The sequence below is a fragment of the Clostridium sp. genome (assembly GCF_050717545.1).
GTDB lineage: Bacteria > Bacillota > Clostridia > Clostridiales > Clostridiaceae > Clostridium_AD.
In genome coordinates this window covers 33,341-52,406 of the sequence record NZ_JBOITN010000045.1, presented here as the reverse complement: position 1 = coordinate 52,406, position 19,066 = coordinate 33,341, and the positions used below count along the sequence as shown (strand labels likewise).

General features: G+C 31.1%; 16 protein-coding genes and 2 pseudogenes. 7 read left to right on the top strand and 11 right to left on the bottom strand.

Annotated features, from left to right (window positions below; genetic code table 11):
* Nucleotides 1-2: 2 nt before the first annotated feature.
* Nucleotides 3-626: a flavodoxin family protein gene (locus ACREVX_RS16640; RefSeq protein WP_431545336.1), complete on the top strand. Its 624-nt coding sequence runs from the start codon at nucleotides 3-5 to the stop codon at nucleotides 624-626.
* 88 nt (nucleotides 627-714) lie between these two features.
* On the top strand, nucleotides 715-1,632 hold the full coding sequence (locus ACREVX_RS16635) for an MBL fold metallo-hydrolase (RefSeq protein ID WP_431545335.1): 918 nt from the start codon (nucleotides 715-717) through the stop codon (nucleotides 1,630-1,632).
* 66 nt (nucleotides 1,633-1,698) lie between these two features.
* Here ACREVX_RS16635 and ACREVX_RS16630 read toward each other — a convergent pair whose 3' ends face one another.
* The gene (locus ACREVX_RS16630; RefSeq protein ID WP_431545334.1) at nucleotides 1,699-1,845 is read right to left on the bottom strand and encodes a lmo0937 family membrane protein; all 147 of its coding nucleotides are present in this window, start codon (nucleotides 1,843-1,845) and stop codon (nucleotides 1,699-1,701) included.
* A 190-nt stretch (nucleotides 1,846-2,035) separates the two neighbouring features.
* A complete protein-coding gene (locus ACREVX_RS16625) occupies nucleotides 2,036-2,476 on the bottom strand; it encodes a GatB/YqeY domain-containing protein (RefSeq protein ID WP_431545333.1) in 441 nt (146 codons plus the stop codon).
* Between the two features lie 372 nt (nucleotides 2,477-2,848).
* Between ACREVX_RS16625 and ACREVX_RS16620 the strand changes: the two are divergent.
* Nucleotides 2,849-5,291, top strand: a pseudogene (locus ACREVX_RS16620) (GxGYxYP domain-containing protein).
* Between the two features lie 10 nt (nucleotides 5,292-5,301).
* Here ACREVX_RS16620 and ACREVX_RS16615 read toward each other — a convergent pair.
* Nucleotides 5,302-6,030 carry a hypothetical protein gene (locus tag ACREVX_RS16615; protein ID WP_431545332.1) on the bottom strand — a complete coding sequence of 243 codons (729 nt, stop codon included), beginning with the start codon at nucleotides 6,028-6,030 and terminating at the stop codon, nucleotides 5,302-5,304.
* Nucleotides 6,031-6,183: 153 nt separating this feature from the next.
* Here ACREVX_RS16615 and ACREVX_RS16610 point away from each other — a divergent pair, with 153 nt between their 5' ends.
* Nucleotides 6,184-7,356 (top strand): NAD(P)-dependent malic enzyme, encoded by a 1,173-nt coding sequence (locus ACREVX_RS16610; protein ID WP_431545331.1) that lies wholly within the window; start codon nucleotides 6,184-6,186, stop codon nucleotides 7,354-7,356.
* An 89-nt stretch (nucleotides 7,357-7,445) separates the two neighbouring features.
* Complete coding sequence (locus ACREVX_RS16605) at nucleotides 7,446-7,700, top strand: hypothetical protein (protein ID WP_431545330.1); 255 nt, start codon at nucleotides 7,446-7,448, stop codon at nucleotides 7,698-7,700.
* 67 nt (nucleotides 7,701-7,767) lie between these two features.
* Here ACREVX_RS16605 and ACREVX_RS16600 read toward each other — a convergent pair whose 3' ends face one another.
* Nucleotides 7,768-8,685 (bottom strand): aldo/keto reductase, encoded by a 918-nt coding sequence (locus ACREVX_RS16600; protein ID WP_431545329.1) that lies wholly within the window; start codon nucleotides 8,683-8,685, stop codon nucleotides 7,768-7,770.
* A 39-nt stretch (nucleotides 8,686-8,724) separates the two neighbouring features.
* Nucleotides 8,725-9,858: an aldo/keto reductase gene (locus tag ACREVX_RS16595; RefSeq protein WP_431545328.1), complete on the bottom strand. Its 1,134-nt coding sequence runs from the start codon at nucleotides 9,856-9,858 to the stop codon at nucleotides 8,725-8,727.
* A gap of 248 nt (nucleotides 9,859-10,106) precedes the next feature.
* Here ACREVX_RS16595 and ACREVX_RS16590 point away from each other — a divergent pair, with 248 nt between their 5' ends.
* Nucleotides 10,107-10,379, top strand: coding sequence for a hypothetical protein (locus ACREVX_RS16590; RefSeq protein WP_431545327.1), 273 nt, complete (start codon nucleotides 10,107-10,109; stop codon nucleotides 10,377-10,379).
* A 130-nt stretch (nucleotides 10,380-10,509) separates the two neighbouring features.
* On the opposite strand, the gene ACREVX_RS16585 is transcribed toward ACREVX_RS16590, so the two are convergent.
* The 5 genes from ACREVX_RS16585 to ACREVX_RS16565 form a co-directional block, all read right to left on the bottom strand.
* Nucleotides 10,510-10,770, bottom strand: a complete 261-nt coding sequence (locus ACREVX_RS16585) for a thioredoxin family protein (RefSeq protein ID WP_431545326.1) — start codon at nucleotides 10,768-10,770, stop codon at nucleotides 10,510-10,512.
* A 74-nt stretch (nucleotides 10,771-10,844) separates the two neighbouring features.
* Entirely contained in the window at nucleotides 10,845-12,914 is a 2,070-nt protein-coding gene (locus ACREVX_RS16580; protein ID WP_431545325.1) for an ABC transporter ATP-binding protein/permease, read from the bottom strand.
* Between the two features lie 12 nt (nucleotides 12,915-12,926).
* Nucleotides 12,927-15,014, bottom strand: coding sequence for an ABC transporter ATP-binding protein/permease (locus ACREVX_RS16575; protein ID WP_431545324.1), 2,088 nt, complete (start codon nucleotides 15,012-15,014; stop codon nucleotides 12,927-12,929).
* 135 nt (nucleotides 15,015-15,149) lie between these two features.
* Nucleotides 15,150-16,556 carry a sensor histidine kinase gene (locus ACREVX_RS16570; RefSeq protein WP_431545323.1) on the bottom strand — a complete coding sequence of 469 codons (1,407 nt, stop codon included), beginning with the start codon at nucleotides 16,554-16,556 and terminating at the stop codon, nucleotides 15,150-15,152.
* Complete coding sequence (locus ACREVX_RS16565) at nucleotides 16,553-17,269, bottom strand: response regulator transcription factor (RefSeq protein WP_431545355.1); 717 nt, start codon at nucleotides 17,267-17,269, stop codon at nucleotides 16,553-16,555. The genes ACREVX_RS16570 and ACREVX_RS16565 overlap by 4 nt, the downstream gene beginning before the upstream one ends.
* A gap of 226 nt (nucleotides 17,270-17,495) precedes the next feature.
* Between ACREVX_RS16565 and ACREVX_RS16560 the strand changes: the two genes are divergently transcribed.
* On the top strand, nucleotides 17,496-18,455 hold the full coding sequence (locus ACREVX_RS16560; RefSeq protein WP_431545322.1) for a 2-hydroxyacid dehydrogenase: 960 nt from the start codon (nucleotides 17,496-17,498) through the stop codon (nucleotides 18,453-18,455).
* Nucleotides 18,456-18,544: 89 nt separating this feature from the next.
* On the opposite strand, the pseudogene ACREVX_RS16555 reads toward ACREVX_RS16560, so the two are convergent.
* Nucleotides 18,545-18,736 (bottom strand): annotated as a pseudogene (locus tag ACREVX_RS16555) (DUF2382 domain-containing protein); the annotation flags it as partial.
* Between the last annotated feature and the right edge of the window lie 330 nt (nucleotides 18,737-19,066).

Below are 19,066 nucleotides of genomic sequence, written 5' to 3'. Positions count from 1 at the left end.
GAATGAAAGTATTAGGTATAGTAGGAAGCACGAGAAAAAATGGTAATACATCATATTTAGTAGAGCAAACATTAAAAGTAATGGAGTCAAAAGGTGTTGATACTGAGATGATTTTTCTAGGAGATTATAATATAAGCGGGTGCACGGGATGTGAAGGATGCAAAGACACATATAAGTGCGTAATAAAGGATGATATGCAGAAAATATATCCACTTATTTTAAATTCTGATGCTATTGTTTTAGGATCTCCAACGTATTTTTATAATATAACTTCAGATATGAAAGCTTTTATTGAAAGACTTTATTGTTTTCAAGTCTTTGCAGAAGATGATCGCTCTGTTTGGTCAAGCATTAACGAAGCAAAAGGCGGAAAATATGCTGTAGTTATAGCTATTTGTGAGCAAAATAATGAGGAAGATATGGGATTTACTGCTGAGGCTATGAAAAAACCACTTGAAGGATTAGGGTATAGAGTAACATCTACTGTTAAAGTTCTAAAATTGTTTAAAAAGGGTGACGTGTTACAAAATCAAATCGCTGTAGATCAAGTAAAAGTTGCTGGAGAAAAACTTGAAAAAATATTTAGATTAAGAAAAGATACGCAGGAAAAACTTAAAAATATATAGGTTGAACTAAAATATACTAGATATAGAAAGGAAGTGAGCATTTGGTGGTTTTGTGTGTTTGCAGCATACACTCTGCTGAAGACGATATATGGATATAAAAAGAGTGAAAGGAAATACATTCTGCATTAATACTGGAATGTCGTATGTACCTTTCTATAAAATTAACAATGAAGATATTATTATGTTGGATTCAGGATGGGCGCAGGGAGAAAGAAAAGGAATAGATGAACTTCTTGAAAAAAATAATTTTAATGTAGTTGGGATAATATGCAGTCATGCTCATGTAGATCATATAGGTAATAATGAATATTTAAAGAAAAAATATGGTTGCATTACTGCAATGCCGGCATATGAAGCACTTATTTGCAGTTCCATAATTAATCTCAAACTTTATTATAGTGGTCAAACATTAACGGATGTCTCCAAGCATTTTGGACATATGGTTTGTGAAACAGATATTATGATTTTTGATAATCAAGATAGAATAACTATGTGCGATGTTCAATTTAAAATTCTTCATACACCTGGACATAGCCCTGCTCATATATGTATTACTACCCCAGATGATGTTTGCTATTTAGGGGATTCACTTATTAGTTATGAAGTCATGGGGGGAGCTAAAATGCCTTATGCGTATATACTTAGTGAGGATTTATTAAGCAAATTAAAACTTTATGATTTAAAATGTAGCAAATATGTTGTCGCACACAAAGGTATGTATGAGGATGTTACAAAACTTATAAGTGATAATATAAGTTTCTATAAGCGCAGAGCTGCAAGAATATGTACACTTATAGATGATGGAATGACAATGGAAGATATTTTCAAGGCTGTTATTAACAATTTTAATATTCCTGTAAAAAATAAATATAAACATGCCCTAATAAAAAAAATGTTAAATTCATATGTTGAATATTTAAATGAAATAGGAGCTATAGTTTTAAATATGGATAAGGGGTTTCTTAAATATTCAAAAAGTCCATCTGATAAAGTATATGATAACTAGAAATAAAAAGTAAAATAAAAGGCCCTTATGTAAAAAAATCATATAAGGGCAAATGTTAGTTAGAATTTATTTTTTACCTGAAATCATATCAACGATAAATACTATCGCAGCTATTACTAGTAACGTATGTATCATACCGCCACCAACTTTAAATATAAGACCTAAAACCCAAAAAAATACTACTATTCCGCCTATCCAACGTAAAAGACCCATTTTTAACACCAACTTCCATATTTTTATATTTATTTATTATAGATTCTTTAATATTATACCAAGTATATCAAAAAAAAATTGTATTTGCAATGCAAAATATGTACATTAGAAACATTAGAAACATAATTAAACATTTAATATATTTATAAAAAAAGGGGTAGTGATATAAATATCACTACCCAGTGAGAACCTATGCTAGTAATTCATTTACAAGAGGATTTACTTTCCTTCCATCATATTTTCCTTTAAGTTTAGGCATAATTGCCTTCATAACTTTTCCCATATCACCCTTTCCCTTAAAGCTGTTTTTAGCAATAACCTCAGCTATGATTGCTTTCGCTTCATCATCAGTAAATTGCTTTGGCATATATACAGAAAGCATTTCAATAGATGTTTCTGTTTCGGCAATAATTTCTGCTTTCTCAGATTGTTTTGCATAAACTAGAGTTTCATTTAATTGTTTGATTGTTTTCTCTATAATACCAACTAACTCATTGTCTTCTAGCTCTCTTTTTAAATCTAATTCCTTATATTTAACGTCAGCCATTAATGTCCTTAAAGTAGTAAGCCTTATCTTATCCCTGCTTTTCATATATTTAATAATATCAGCTTTTAGTGTTTGTTTTAACATATGTATGTACCTCCTAAATGATTTAGTGTTTCCAGCAAATTCTTCTTATGGTTATCAAAACTATGCTGTATATATACATTATACTCTTATAACAGATTATGGTCATATAAATTTTAATTATACTAATAAAAGTTTATATGACAATTATCATTATTGTGAATAATTCGTAAAAGTATACATGTAAAAAAATACATAGAGGTGATTCAATCTGAATGAGCTTATTTAGAAGTATTTAACTATATCTCAGCTCTGCAGGAGATAATTTAATATATAACAATAGGATTTGGAGCAAAACGATTCTCCATAACATAATATATAGTGAAATTTATTTTATGGAGGATATATATGTACTATAGTCCATGTTTTTATAATATGATGAGGTCTTATAATGAAAACTTATATTCAAGAGAAATAAAAAATGAAGTATCGCAGCTTCCTAGTGCATCATTAGATGATAAAACTGTTGTTAATCTTATTTTAGATAACCAAAATTACACTGACATTCCTAAAAACTTTAGAAAGTCTACTACCTCGCTTACTACGCAAAACAAGGATAAATTAAATCTTATCGGATTAGATAAATTAAATATCTCTGGTAGTCAACAATTCTCAAAATATAATCTTCCACTTGTAATAAAAAGTATCGGACAGACGTTACCTATACTGGTAATTGATTTAAGGCAAGAATCACATGGGTTTATTAATGGAGCTCCTGTTAGCTGGGCTACAACATTAAATAATGCCAACATAGGATTAACAAGGCAGCAAGTTTTAACAGACGAATATTATAAACTTAATAGCATTAAATTAGGTGTGCCTATGACTTATTATAATCATAAAAATATAACTGTGATTCCAAGAGAAGTTGAAAATGAAAAATACCTGGTTAGTTCTAAAGGATTGTCATATGCTCGCATCACTGTTACTGATGGTAAGATACCTTTAGATGATATGGTTGATTATTTTATACAACTAGTTTGCGTTTTGCCGAAAAATACCTGGATTCATTTTCACTGTAAACAGGGGATTGGAAGAACTACTACGTTTATGATTATGTACGATATGATTAGAAACGCAAATAGAGTATCTGCAGATGATATTATAAAGAGGCAGCTATTACTTGCAAGTTTTGATGAGAGTCATATTAAATCTTTTTATAATAATGAGCGAATTAACTTCTTACAAAATTTTTATAAATACTGCTTGGAAAACAGTAATGAGTTTAATTAAATGGAGTGATTGGAAAAGGAGTATTATTAACGGTAATAATATTCCTTTTCCAGTTACTGATAGAATCGAAACTTCATCCAATTATATAAAAAACCCTATAATGCCAACCCATTTATATGTTATTTCTCAAAACACGATGACTAAAAGTGAGTCCGCAATGATAGCTACACTTCAAGGCCTTGTTAATAGTCATTCCACAAGGCAGATATACACACTCAATTCATCACAACCAGACTATCAAATATGGTTAGATGATTTAAAAAAACGGTATGGAGTTAAGTATGATATTATTTCAGATCCATGGATATTATTAGATATGTTTAAAAGTTATGTAGAGGGATATGTGCTTTATAATAATAAATCTTTAAAAGATCCTTCAATAAATAATGCTTGTTCTTTTGCATCATTAAATAATTGCATTGTTATTGATGAGGTTATTGAGGAGAAGGTGCGCGCACAAGGCATTACAACTATTAAAGCGGACTTGAGGGGTACTGATGAAAAATGGGCCTATGATAATTTATGGAATTTAGGCCTTAATCATTCTATAGTAATTGAGTTATCACCTGATAAAAGCTCAGCCTTAAGAGATTATGCAGTAATGACCAAATCATTAATATTTTATGAGGACAAAATAAATGATACAACACTTCGGGATAAAATATTTTCATCTATGGAAAAGGACTCTGTATGTTATGGGTGGGGGCCAGATGAATTTATTAATGTAAGTACAACTTCTAAGTATGGCATTAGTATGGTTGCTGCGGATTGGTCTTATAATTTAACTGTATTAAGTTCATTTCCATCAATTCCAAAAACTCAAGTAAAGGTAAAAAATATTCCTAACGGGGAAAAGAAACATTATGTAACATTTATCATGTCCGATGGAGACAACCAACAGTGGAATCTTGGAACTAATTATGGGTCACATAAGTGGTATGGTTCTCCTGATAAAGGTAAATTTAATTTGGGGTGGTCACTAAGTCCATCTTTATATTATCTTGCACCTACTGTATTTAATTTATATTATGAAAGTGCAGCGCGTGGATGTACAAATGATTACTTTATAGTGCCTCCATCTGGAAATGGATATATGTACCCAAGTAAATTTGATAAAAGTACTCTGGGCATATATATTAATAGATTAAATGATTATATGAAAAAAGTAGATCAAAAATATATAGCAATTATTGACGACTTTTCTTTTTATGATTGCAAGCTTTGGTATAAATTCAATGCTAAACCCAATATTTACGGATTGTTTTATCTTGATTATCATAGGCATGATAATTATCACGGAGAAATTATTTGGTCTAATAATAAACCTGTAGTGTCTTGTAGAGATTTGCTTTGGGACAACATTGAAAGTGAAGATCAGCTGGTTGCTAAAATCAATGAAAGAATTAGCTCTGGGCAAGTAGGCATTAACAATGCTAATAGTTACACATTTGTTTATGTGCATGCTTGGAGCAAAACTATTGATAATATTAAGAGGGCTGTGGATAAAATAAAGCAAAATCCTAAAGCAAGCATAGTTACCCCGGGAATCTTTATGGAATTAATACAGAGAAATGTTAAACACTGAGATCATATTATTATGATACTTTTAATTTCTTAGCCCTAACAATCAAATAAATAATTAAAATAATTACAACTGTTCCAATAAGGCCAAACAAAGCAGTAGTTTTAGTTTTATCTATCACGTATGTAGCAGTCATTGTTGTCTGGGAATTAATCTGACTTAAGTTGTAGGTCCATACTAGGTTGCCACCTGTATCACCTACTGCATTAGTTGATATTATTTTTCCAGGCAAAACTACTTCGCTTGTGAATTTTACGTTACTTATAAATTTATCAATATTACTATCGCTATATTTTGTTATAGATTGATTTATCTCGTTATTTTCTAAAAAGCTTGTTTTTATTGCTGAGTTATCAAAGGCTTTAAGAAAACTCATTTCATATGTATATGTATCCTTAAATAAACCTATTTTTTTTACAACACTAACCTTAAATCCATTTTGATTGAAAGCTAATTTTTTATTTAAATCCTCTAAGCTATCAAAGTTAAGTCTATATTCTTCAAGATAGTCCTCATTATGAATGTATTTTCTAATGCGCTCATCTTTTGGAGCATCCTTGTTATTTTTTAATATACTTCCGTCTAAACTATCAAATATAATATAATCATATGCAACCTTAAAGCTAAAAACTCCAGATCCTCTTTCAGAGATAGTAGTATTAGAAGCTATACCTATATTTCCACATCCACTTAACAAAATCATAGTAAATAAGTAATAAAATAAAACTTTGATTTTTTTCATTAGTATAACCTCCATTCATCTCTTAACGTTCACTGTAGCTATATTATGTGAAAATAGCATGGGAATTATTCAATTTCACTTATAACGTAATTTATATTATAATAGAAGAAGAGATGGCGATAATGTAATAAATTTTTTAGGAGGTTTTTTAAAATGAATTATGATGAACTTAGTTTAAAAATGCATGAAGAGAATAAGGGTAAGATTAAAATAGTATCTAAGGTCGAAGTAAAAAATAGAGATCAGTTAAGTATTGCATACACTCCTGGGGTTGCAGAACCTTGTAGAAGAATTCATGCAAATAGTGATGATGTCTACAAATATACGGCTAAAGGAAATCTTGTAGCTGTAGTTACTGATGGAACAGCAGTACTTGGACTTGGAGATATAGGCCCATTAGCTGCAATGCCAGTTATGGAAGGAAAAGCAATATTATTTAAAGAATTTGCAGATATTGACGCTTTTCCAATATGTCTTGATACAAAAGATGTTGAAGAGATTATAAAAACAGTAAAATACCTTGCTCCAACTTTTGGAGGAATAAATCTTGAGGATATATCTGCACCAAGGTGCTTTGAAATAGAAAGAAGATTAAAAGAAGAGTTAGATATACCAGTTTTTCATGATGATCAACATGGAACTGCAATTGTAGTTTTAGCAGGAGTTATCAATGCTCTAAAGGTAGTTAAGAAAGATATTAATGTTGCAAAAGTGGTTATAAATGGTGCGGGGTCAGCAGGAATATCTATTTGTAAACTTCTTTTATCTTACGGCATTAAAAACATAGTAATGTGTGATAAACAAGGAGCACTTGCTGAGGGACTTGATTGGATGAATCCACCTCAAGTAGAAATGGCAAAGGTTACAAATAGGGGTATGGAGCATGGAACGCTTGCCCAAATTGTAAAAGGGAAAGATGTATTTATTGGAGTTTCAGGACCTAATATGTTAAATGAAGATATGGTTAAAACTATGAATAAAGATTCGATTATATTTGCAATGGCAAACCCAACACCTGAAATAATGCCAGAAGAAGCTAAAAAGGGTGGCGCGAGAGTAATTGCAACAGGAAGATCAGATTATCCAAATCAGATCAACAATGTATTGATATTCCCAGGAATATTTAGAGGCGCACTAGATGTACGTGCAACAGATATTACCGAGGGAATGAAACTTGCAGCAGCTACAGCAATAGCAAGCTTAATTACTGATGAAGAATTAAATGATGAATATATTATTCCGGGAGCTTTTGACAAAAGAGTAGCAAAAACTGTAGCAGCAGAGGTAGCTAGAGTGGCAAGAGAAACTGGAGTTGCAATAATATAAAAATAGTACATATAAAAAAATACATGGATATTTTATGATTTATGTAGAACATTATACTTAACATGTAAAAACATGAGGAGGAATAATGAATGACAAAGAAAAATAAAATTTATGAAGTTACAATTTCACAAGATGGCCATGAAAATTATAAAAGTTCTAAGATTAGTGCAAATGCTATGGCTGAAAATTTATGTATTGATAGTGTGATGACTGATTTTGAGTGGGACGAGGATATGAAAAAAGGACTAATCCTTACTGGAAGAATTATAGATGAGGTTTCAGTAGAAGATGCTTTTGAAGAGCTGGAAAATGCCGAATATATTGAGAATGTAGAAGAAAGTTAAAATATTAAAAATCATAAGGGCCTGTGAGTAGATAAGTCATCTCACAGGTCCTTTATAACTTTTATAATTATGGAAGTTTGTTACCGGCTGCCAGATATATTTCATACCACTCCTGCCTTGTAAGTTCTACGCCTGATGCAGCGCAAATATCTTTTAGACGCTTAGGGTTTGTTGTGCCAACTATTGGCTGAATTTTAGCTGCATGCCTTAAAATCCAAGCAATTGCAATTGCAGAATTTGTTACGCCTTTGACAGCTGCAATTTCATTGATCTTTTTATTAAGTTCTGGGAATTTATCATTATCTAAAAATACACCTTCGAAGAAGCCATACTGGAATGGTGACCACGCTTGAATATTTATATCCTTTAGGCGGCAATATTCTAGTATACTACCATCACGATCAATAGATGGGTCAATTTTCATATTAACATTTAGTCCAGAATCAATTATACCTGTATTTGTTATGCTAAATTGCAATTGATTAATAATTATTTTGTTTTTCAGATATTTATTTAGAAGCTCAATTTGCATTGGATTCTGGTTGCTTACTCCAAAATGTTTAACCTTACCACTCTTTTGAAGAATAGAGAAGGCTTCTGCCACTTCTTCTGGCTGCATAAGTGTATCTGGACGATGCAAAAGTAATATATCTATGTAATCTGTTTTTAGGCGTTTTAGGCTGCCGTCTACAGAGTTTAAAATATGCTCTTTTGAAAAGTCGAAATATCCTTGTCTTATACCACATTTTGATTGCAATATAAATTTTTCACGGTTACTTGGTTTCATATCAAATGCATCTGCAAAAACTTCTTCAGATTTACCACCACCATAAATATCTGCATGGTCAAAGAAATTAATTCCTGATTCTATTGCAGTATTTATAAGTAAGGATGCCTCGGTTTTTGAAAGATCATTTATTCTCATACATCCTAAGGCAATTTCAGAAGTGCTTACAGCTCCATTACCAATATTAATTTTCTTCATAATTAAAAACTCCTTTTTATATCTAGTGTATTATATGTTTTATATTATTCCTTCTAAAACATTAACTACTCTTTTTAATTCGTTTCTTATTTTAAGATGTTGTGGACATTTTTCCTCACACATGCCACAATCTACGCAGGCCTCAGGTAAAGCACCCTTTTCTGGATTCTTCTTATACTCTTCAAATTCTTTTTTTGCTACTCCTGTTAAGCCATAAACATTGTGGTAAGTATACATATTAAATATTTTAGGAATAACTATGTTTTTTGGACAGGGCTGACAGTAATTGCAGCCTGTGCAATATAACTCTGAAAACTTCTTAGTCTCTTCCATAGCAAGCCCAATTTTGTCCCATTCAGATTTGGTCATATAAGTATCAAGATTTGCAATAGCCAAATTTTTCTCTAACATGTTCATATTCTCCATGCCTGATAGAGCAATACTTATATCTTCATTTCCTAAAACAAACCTTAAAGCTAGCTCGTAGGTAGCTATAGATTCTTTACCAGTAAGTTTCTTATAAAGCTCCGTGGGTGCTGCAAGTCTTCCACCTGCTACAGGTCCCATTGCTGCTACTCCCAGCCCTTTTGATCTGGCATAAGCAATAGACTTTTCATTAGCCCTGTCAAGAAGATTGTACTGGCATAAAACAGAATCAAAAAGTCCAGCGCCGGCATCAATAATTTTTATCATGTTTTCAGGTGCATCATGAAAAGAAAAACTTAAATGTTTTATTAATCCTTCTTCTTTTGCCTTTCGTGCTTCATTAAAAAGATCATTGGTTTTAGCAATCCCAAGTTTAGTTAAATTCATACCCCAAAAATGATAAAAATCAATACAGGATGTATCCATTTTTTTAAGGCTATTTTCAAGAAATCTCCTTAAATCAGATGGGCTTTTAACTTCATCAACAGGGAGCTTTGTAGTTAACTTTACATTGCCTCGTACATTTTTTAAAGCCTTTCCCATAGCCTCTTCACTATTACTATGACAGTAATATGGAGCTGAGTCGAAATAATTAATACCGTTTACATAAGCTTTGTTAAGCATAGGTAAAGCTTTATCTTCATCTATATACCAATTGCCCTTTATTTCAACTTCGGGTAACCTCATGCAACCAAATCCTAAAACGGAAACTTTTTCATTTGTATTACCATAAGTTCTATACTTCATTATTTTACATCCCCTTATTATGTGTATTAATAAAATTGTTATTTAATTTAATTAGATTTAAGGTTTAACCATACATACAATTATACGATCAATAAAATGCAAAAGCCATTGTATAATGTCATATAAAAATAGTATTATGTCTTCTAGTGTTAGAATTTTTAAAAAAAGTAAAGAATATAAGTATATATTTATGATTTTGTAGAACATTAAAATCATGAAGTTAAAAAAATTAGTAGGAGGAATAATATATGCCCAATAATGACAAAGTTTATGAAATTACAATAACGCAGGAGGGTCTTGATACTTATAGAGGTACTAACATTAGTGCTAATACCATGGGTGAATATCTAGGGATTAGTAGCGTAATGACTGATTTTGAGTGGGATGGAGACGTAAATAGAGATATAATTCTTTATGCTAAAGTTAAAGATGATATTACAGCGGAAGATGCTTTAGCATCCCTTGAAGATGTAGAATTTATTGATAGAGTAGATAAAAGCAAAGAACAAAATTTTATTTAATGACATTTCAGCTCCGTAGGAGATGATTTAACTACATCAAAGATACGCATATGCTGCAATTAAGGGACTGTATCAAAATAGAGATATCTATTTTGATACAGTCCCTTTTTATTTTGTGCAAAGGTAGTCTCTATTTAATTGCATCTTCAAATACTTTTTGAATAATAGCTTTAGAAGGTACTCCTTCATATAACTTAACTCCATCAACATAGAAAGTGGGAACATAATAGTAATCATATTGATTAGCTATTTCTGGTTGACGCTCTTCATCTATTATAGTAACCTCAATATTTTCAAATTCTGGATGAGTATTCTTTAAGTCATTGATCATAGAATATGCTCTTTTACAATATGGACACCAACTTGTTATAAACATTAATACGGGTTTCATTTATTATCACCACCTAGTTTACTGTACGTTATATATTATAATGAAATTTAAATATAGTATACACTATTTTTTACTTATCTACTACGTAATGCATCTATAGGATCCATTTTTGAAGCCTTTAAAGATGGATAGAATCCTGAAATCATACTTAACACTACGCAGAACAATAAAATTAAACCAGCATCACCAAGAGGTAATTTAGCAACTTCCATATAAGGAGCATTCTCAGAAATATTCTGAAGGAAACCATAAATTGCTGAGTTAATGACTTTAGATATACCTAGAGTAAACAGTAAACCAATGCCTGCTGATAACACACCAATAATGAATGATTCAGCAACGAAAACATTTAATATATCTCTTTTTCTTGCACCTACTGCGCGAAGTATACCTATTTCATTTATTCTTTCTAGTACAGAAATATAAACAACAATTGATATCATTAAGGCTGCTACAAGAATGGATATTCCAGCAAAGCCTAGTAGTGCATAACGCACTTGTTTCATTGCTCCATCAACTTGCGCGGAGATTGTTTTAGCAGTTAAATTAAATGTGTATTTATCTTGTGAATCATTTAATGTTTTTAGCTGTGCGTCTAATTCTTTATTATTACTAGAAAATAAGACAAAGGCGTTAGTTTCTAAAGTCGATTTATCTATTTTAAATTCTTTCTCATAAAAATTAAATGCCCAATCGCTTGTTGCATAATAGGTGTCTATTAAGGTTGTAGTATTGGCAATTCCAGCTACTTTCCAAGTTTTAACTATAGGCACTTGGGTGACTCCACCTTGGTCGCTATGTGGATTGGAACCTTGTTTTAGATAACGAACATAAATATCTTTACCAATTAAATCTTTTAATTCACCACCGTTTTTTTCTAAATCCTTAGCGGTTGAAAGTGAAATAACAATTTCATCTGTAGAGTTAGCCTTGGGAAGGGTTCCATATTGAATATCATTTTTAACATCTTGAAGAACCCCTGGTGCCATCATCATAACTAATTTTTCGCGAGTTGCTTGGTCAGAAAGTTTAGACATTAACTTTTCATCTTTAATTATATTTTGGTCTAAAGAATAAAAACTTGCAACGGGAACTCCAGTGCCTCCAATTTGAAAGTTATATGCATATATATCTTTATTCAAGGACATAACTGAGTTTATATCACTATATTTCATAGGTTTTAAATCTCTTATAGCTTTATCGGTATTTTCTTTGAGTCCTACAGTTATTGCATTTGATGGAAATATACCGTTAACCTGAGTATTAACTGCACTAGTGGTCCCAGAGGTAATAGCTATAGCTAAAGCAATTCCACTTATTCCTATAGAAGTTCCTATGGCCGTTGCAATGGTCCTACCTTTTTTTAACCATGCGTTACGAAGAGACATTTTTAGTGCTGCCAAAAATGACATCTTTGATTTTGTTTCTATTTTGTCGGTTGCAGTTGTATTTTCAGTTGAAATCGAGGTTGAATTTTCTTCAATAGAAACTAATTTACCATCTTCCATTGTTACGATTAAATCTGCATAAGCCTTTGCAAGGTCAGGTGCATGGGTAACCATGAGTACTAGTTTTTCCTTTGAAATTTCTTTTAATAAATCCATAACCTGCTCACCAGTTTTAACATCTAAGGCACCAGTTGGTTCATCAGCTAAAATTATTTCTGGGTCATTAGCAAGTGCGCGAGCTATAGCAACCCTTTGACGTTGACCACCTGACAGAAGGTTTACTTTCTTTTTAATCTGATCTGTGAGTCCAACTCGCTCAAGTAGAATACGCGCTTTTTTTACTTTATCTTGTTTTGAGTATCCTGATAAATCTAAAGCAAGTTCTACATTTTGCGCTGATGTTAATGAGTTAAGTAAATTAAATTGTTGAAAAATAAAACCTACTGTGTTTTTTCTATAAGTATCTAGGTCTTTTTGCCCTGCCTCTTTTAAGGATTTACCGTTGACAATAACGTCACCCTCAAAATTTGCATCTAAAGCTCCTATTAAGTTCATCATTGTTGTTTTCCCACAACCAGAAGGTCCAACAATTGCTACGAGTTTTCCATTAGGTAAATCAAAAGAAATGTCATCGAGTGCTATAACTTTATTTTTACCAATTGTATATATTTTTCTTAAATTTTTAATCTGTAACATTTACTACCCCTCCTATTCATCACGCAATGCGTCAATAACTTGAATTTTTGTTGCTCTTTTAGATGGAAAGTGTCCCGCTAAAACTGCAACTAAGATGCTGATAACAATTAGACCGATTATAGTTACAAAGGGAACTTTAATATCTGTAAATGGAATACCTGTTAATGGAATATTTACTATATTATTTGCATCAATATTTAATACATCATTGATTATTCTATTTGCAAGTGGTTGTATTATAAAAGCTACGATTACTCCAGTGACTCCTGCAAAAAGACCAATCAATGCAGACTCAGCTTTAAAAATACGAGCAATATCTTTATTTCTTGCTCCCACAGCCTTAAGAATTCCTATTTCTTTTTTACGTTCAAGGACACTTGAGAAGATTACAATACCTATTAAAATTGTTGAAACTACTAAGGCAAGTGAAATAAATACAATCATAACTGCCTCTGCTAAATTAATTAAAGTTTTAATAGCAGTTTTAACCATAACAATTTGCGAGGTTGCAGAGAATCCCTTTTCCTCAGTCATTTTACTTCCACCAATACCGCCATTTTCAGTTGCATTAATATAATTGAGTACTGTTTCATTGTTATGAACATCTTTTATAACAACTTCTGCATTTACAACGCGGTTTTCTTTCGATTCGAAGTAGCCATCATCGTTAAGCCATGTATTAACAGCATCATAAGAATAATATACAGCAGCTGAGCTTAGAGCAATTTCGTTCACAACTCCAACAACTGTGAAATCATGTGTATATTTTTTACCTAAAATTTCATCCCCAGTAAGTGGGTTTGTAGTTTTTTCTTGAATTACTACATTTATCTTTTTACCAATAGCTTTTGAATAATCACCTGTGTCAGGGTTCATGCCATACTTTTCGATGATTTTCTTAGCCATATCTTTATTTACTAATAATTCATTTTTATTATCTTTTGGAACACTACCAGTCAATGCATGGTCTATGTTTGAAAGATAATTTTCGCCAGCAAGTGAATTAAAGGTAATATCTTTTAAAATTTCATTGTTTACCTCATATGAAGTAATATCTTTAATATTTAAGTTTTCTCTAATTTTTAACACGTCAGGATTTTTTTTAATGCTATCATAGACATTTATGTTCTTTGGATAATTAGTTTTTTGCACAGTCGCATCCTTAAATTTCATAGTAGTTTGTATTATATTAGCGCTAGCAAAAGAATTTGTTTGTACATCTATATAATCGGTTGCCCCATTACTAAGACCCACAACTAATAGAATACCTGCTATTCCAATTGAACCTGCAATAGTAGTTACGATTATTCGTCCCGTTTTCTTTTTAAGATTTCTTAAGGATATTTTTATTGCATTTCCAAAAGACATGCTGCCATCTTTCTTTGTTAGTTCTGATTTAACATCATTGGTTTCAGATTCATTAATTGTTTCGTCATTTTGTATTTTTCCATCTAAGATGGCTACAACTCGGGTAGAATATTCGTATGCTAGCTCACGATTGTGAGTAACCATAATAATTAACTTATCACTGGCAACTTCTTTTATAAGCTCCATAATTTGAATACCTGTTTTTTTATCAAGTGCACCAGTTGGTTCATCTGCTAGTATTATATCTGGATCATTTGCAAGTGCACGAGCAATTGCAACACGTTGTTTTTGGCCTCCAGATAATTCACCAGGTTTATGATCCATATGTTTTTCAAGACCTACCTGTATAAGCAAACTTTTAGCACGTTCAATTCGTTTCTTTTTTGGTAGACCAATTAAGTTCATTACAATTTCAACATTTTCAAGTGCAGATAAATGTTCAATTAAGTTAAAAGACTGAAAAACGAAACCTATATTATTTTTACGATATAAATCCCAATTCTTTTTTTTGTATTTTTTAGTTGATTTACCTTCAATTACAAGATCACCCGAAGTTGGTTGATCAAGGCCCGCAATTATATTTAAAAGAGTGGATTTTCCACATCCCGATGGTCCTAATATTGAAACAAATTCTCCTTTTTCAAAATTAAGATTTACAGAGCTAAGAGCGTTAAAACTTTTCTTTTTTTCTAGAAAATATTCCTTTGATAAATTGTTTAGTGATAAAAGCATAAATAACTCCTTCCGATCCATTAGTGTATTCCTAAGTTTATATATTCATAATAGCAACTGAATCTTAAATGGACACTGTATTAACCTTAAATCTACCTTAAATATAAAAACATTAATTCTATCTTGAGGTAACTATTAGCTACTTAGTTCTATTATGAACTTGCATCCTTTTCCAGTTTCAGTTTCAAGACTTATTTGTCCATTATGTTTTTCGATAATAGTTTTAGTAATTGCAAGGCCGAGGCCAGTACCTCCAGTTTGAGAATTCCTTGCGCTATCCACTCCTTTAAAAGGTTCAAAAATTTCATCAGACATCTCAGGGGGAATTCCAATACCGTTATCCTCGATTTCTATTACTACTTTGCTTAGATAATTCTTTAATACTATTTTTATTTTGGTACCTGGTGGGTTATATTTTAACGCGTTATTAAGAATGTTAAGAAGGGCACGATCGATTTGCGTCCCATCAATAAGAATAATTTTTTTGCCGACTGGTATCTCAAAACAAGACTCAAAACCTGCTTTTTCTATTTGAGGAATTATTGAGGCTATAAGTTCCCTCAAGTATTCACAAATATCTATGCTTTTAAGTTTAAGCTTAAAATCTGGGCTTCCCATTTTAGATAATTCAAATAAATCACCTATTAAACTATTAGCTCTTGTGCCATTATTTAGTATTACAGCTAGAAATTTTTCTCGGTCATTATCGGATATAGCCTTATTATTTAATAACAAATCTGAGTAACCTATAATATTGGACAGTGGGGTTTTTAAATCATGAGAAATATCTAATATTAGTTTTCTCCTGTTATCTTGAGATTTCTCTTTTAGATTTTTTTCGCTTTCAATTTTTTTGGCCATTAGGTTAAAGGCATCTTTAAGATCTCCAAATTCATTTTTAGATTTTAACTCAACCCTTGCAGAATAATCGCCACTTTCAATTCTTGTAACTCCGCTTAATAACTTTTTTAGTGGTTTTACGAAATTGTTAGAGGTAATTCTTGAGTAGAAAAAAAGACCGAAAATAAAAGAGGTAATATTAATTAGAGCACCTAAAAATAAAATAAATATAAAATTATCTATAGCTATTGGAATTCCTTCTCTATCGAAAAAAATACCATTAACTAATTGTGGTTTACGGGGAATGACAATTTCTAGCCAAAAATCGTTATTACTATTATAAGATACACTATAATGGTATTGCCTTAGAGATTTGCCGCTATTAATTAGAAATTCACTGAATTCACTCTTAGTATACTGGTTTACATTTTGAGGGTTTATTCCTCTTGAAAAAACAACTTTATAATTTTTATCAATTACCTGGATTCCGCCTTTATACTTTAAAATCTTAGAAAAATCTATGTTTTTATAATCATCTTTCATAACCTGAGCAGCTGATAGTTCTGATATTTCTTCGAATTTTATTAATCCTTTAAAACTAACTGAAATAATTATGGAGACTACAATGAAAATTATTGTAGAAAATATAAACAGTAATATATAATTTGTCAAAAGCATGTTTGCTACTTTCTTTTTTCTCATAGTTCATTCCTTATTCCTAAGTTGTTTTCTAGTTTATAACCGATTCCACGTATAGTCTTTAAATACTTAGGATACTTTGGGTTATCTTCAATTTTGTCTCTTAAATGGCTGATATGTACCATGATTGTATTATCATCACCATAATAGGCTTCTTCCCATACCGCTTCATAAAGTTGCTTTTTAGTATATACTCTGCCTACATTTTCCATAAAGATTTGAAGAAGTTTTAACTCTTTTGCATTACATTCTAGTTGTTTATCATCTTTATATACACTGTAACTGTTTTTATCAAAAGTTAAATCGCCTATTTTAATAATTGAATTCTCAGGTGCTTTTAGCGTTGTTATATACTTGTAGGATCTTCTTAGCTGTGCATGGACTCTTGCTATTAATTCAATGGGATTAAATGGTTTGACCATATAATCGTCTGCACCTAGACCTAGACCTAATATTTTATCCGGATCTTCACTTCTTGCAGTTAAAAACATTACAGGAATTTCGCTTGTTTCTCTAATTTTTCTAAGTAAATTGAAACCATCAAGACCTGGCATCATTACATCAAGAATAGCTAAATTGATTTCGTTATTATTAAATATTTCCAAAGCTTTTAGTCCATTTTCTGAATCAAATACTGTAAAACCTTCTTTTATAAGGTGTAGTTCCAGTAGTTGCCTTAAATCTTGGTCATCCTCTGCTATTAAAATATTTAAGATGTCCACCTCCCTGACTAAAATTCTCCTTTTATTATGCACTAGAGACGCTGAATTATCAATTAATATAATTATAATTCATTGTATTTATCAGAAAGCTGTTGTCTAAGTAATTAGAATTTATTATGACAATAGTTTTAAATAACATTATATGTGGTAGAATGATAAGTATAAAAGCTTTTTTGATTATTTTAACAGAATGGGGTATACAAATTTTTAGGAGGTATATATGGAAAATACAGTATTTCTAAATTCGGCAAGACTTAATTTTGATAACAAACTAGATTTTTCTCAAATGGAAAGGTTTACTACTTTAACAAAATACGATGAAAGCGTAGATAAAAATATTTTGGAGAGAGTTAAAGATCAAACTGTTGTAATCACGAAGGAATTGACTTTGGGAAGGGATTTGATTTCCAAGTTTCCAGACTCGGTTAAACTTATTTGCGAGGCTGGCACTGGCTATAATAACATTGATATTGCTGCGGCAAAAGAAAAAAACATTACGGTTTGTAACATTCCTAGCTACAGCACTGAGGCGGTTGCGCAACTAGCAATCACTTATATTTTGAATTTTAGCTCGTCACTTATCCAGCAGCAGATTATGGTCAGGGAGAAAAATTTTGATAATTTTACGAATCATTTAGAACTTCCTCATTTTGAACTACAAAATAAAACTCTTGGAGTAATTGGTGGTGGTGGCGCTATTGGTCAGGCAGTTATAAAAATTGCTTTGGCTCTAGGGATGAATATTATCATATATACAAGGACCCAGAAGCCTTTGGATAACTTAAATGTACATTATGGTTCACTTGATGAATTACTAAAACAGAGTGATTTTGTTACTATCCACTGCCCACTTACATCTGATACATTGCATCTAATAGATAAGGATAAGATAGAATTAATGAAACCTTCTGCTTTTCTAATAAACACTTCTAGGGGGCAGATAATAAAGGAAACTGATTTAATTAAAGCATTGCAAAATGGAACGATAGCAGGTGCAGCGCTTGATGTTCAAGACCCAGAGCCTGCTCAGCAGACGAACCCATTGTTTGAAATGGACAATGTAATCATCACTCCACATATTGGGTGGAAGCGTTTTGAATCGAGGCAAAGACTTATTAAACTGATAGCACTTAATATAGAAGCATTTACTCAGGGCAAACCAATTAATGTTGTTAATTAAGATTGCTTAGATAACACTAAACTTTATAAAATAAGGAGAATACATAACGAAAAAGAGCATCTTTTATAATGCTCTTTTTTGTTAGTAGTTTATTTTGAGTTATTTTTTTGTTCTAGGAAACCTGAGATTTTTACTATAGGTTGCTCCCTCTTTAATGTCGCTTCAATATGTTTTATATCTTGTATCTGTTGTTTATAAATAGTTACATCTTCAACATTTACTATGTGTTTATTGAATTCAATATGTTCTTCATCTAGAAGTATTCGGATAACCTTAGTTGGAACATCTTTATGGTTTGGGTTTCGAGTTCTTCTTTCTTAATGTTAAATGTTGTTATACATTCATCCTCCATTTGTTAAAAAACACTTCCATTAATCAATAATTTTATTCTGATTATATTTTACCCTTTAAGGAAATTTATTATCCTATTGAATTAATGAAAATATAAATAGCAGTGTTTTTGTTTTTTTACACTAAAACCAATTTTTCTTTCTGAAAAACAGAAAATGCTTTTTCAATGGCGTTAAATTCACGTAATTTACTAGTAATATAAGTAATCAATAAAATCTCTCCTCTTATTTAAATATAATTATTAAAAACATTTTTATAAA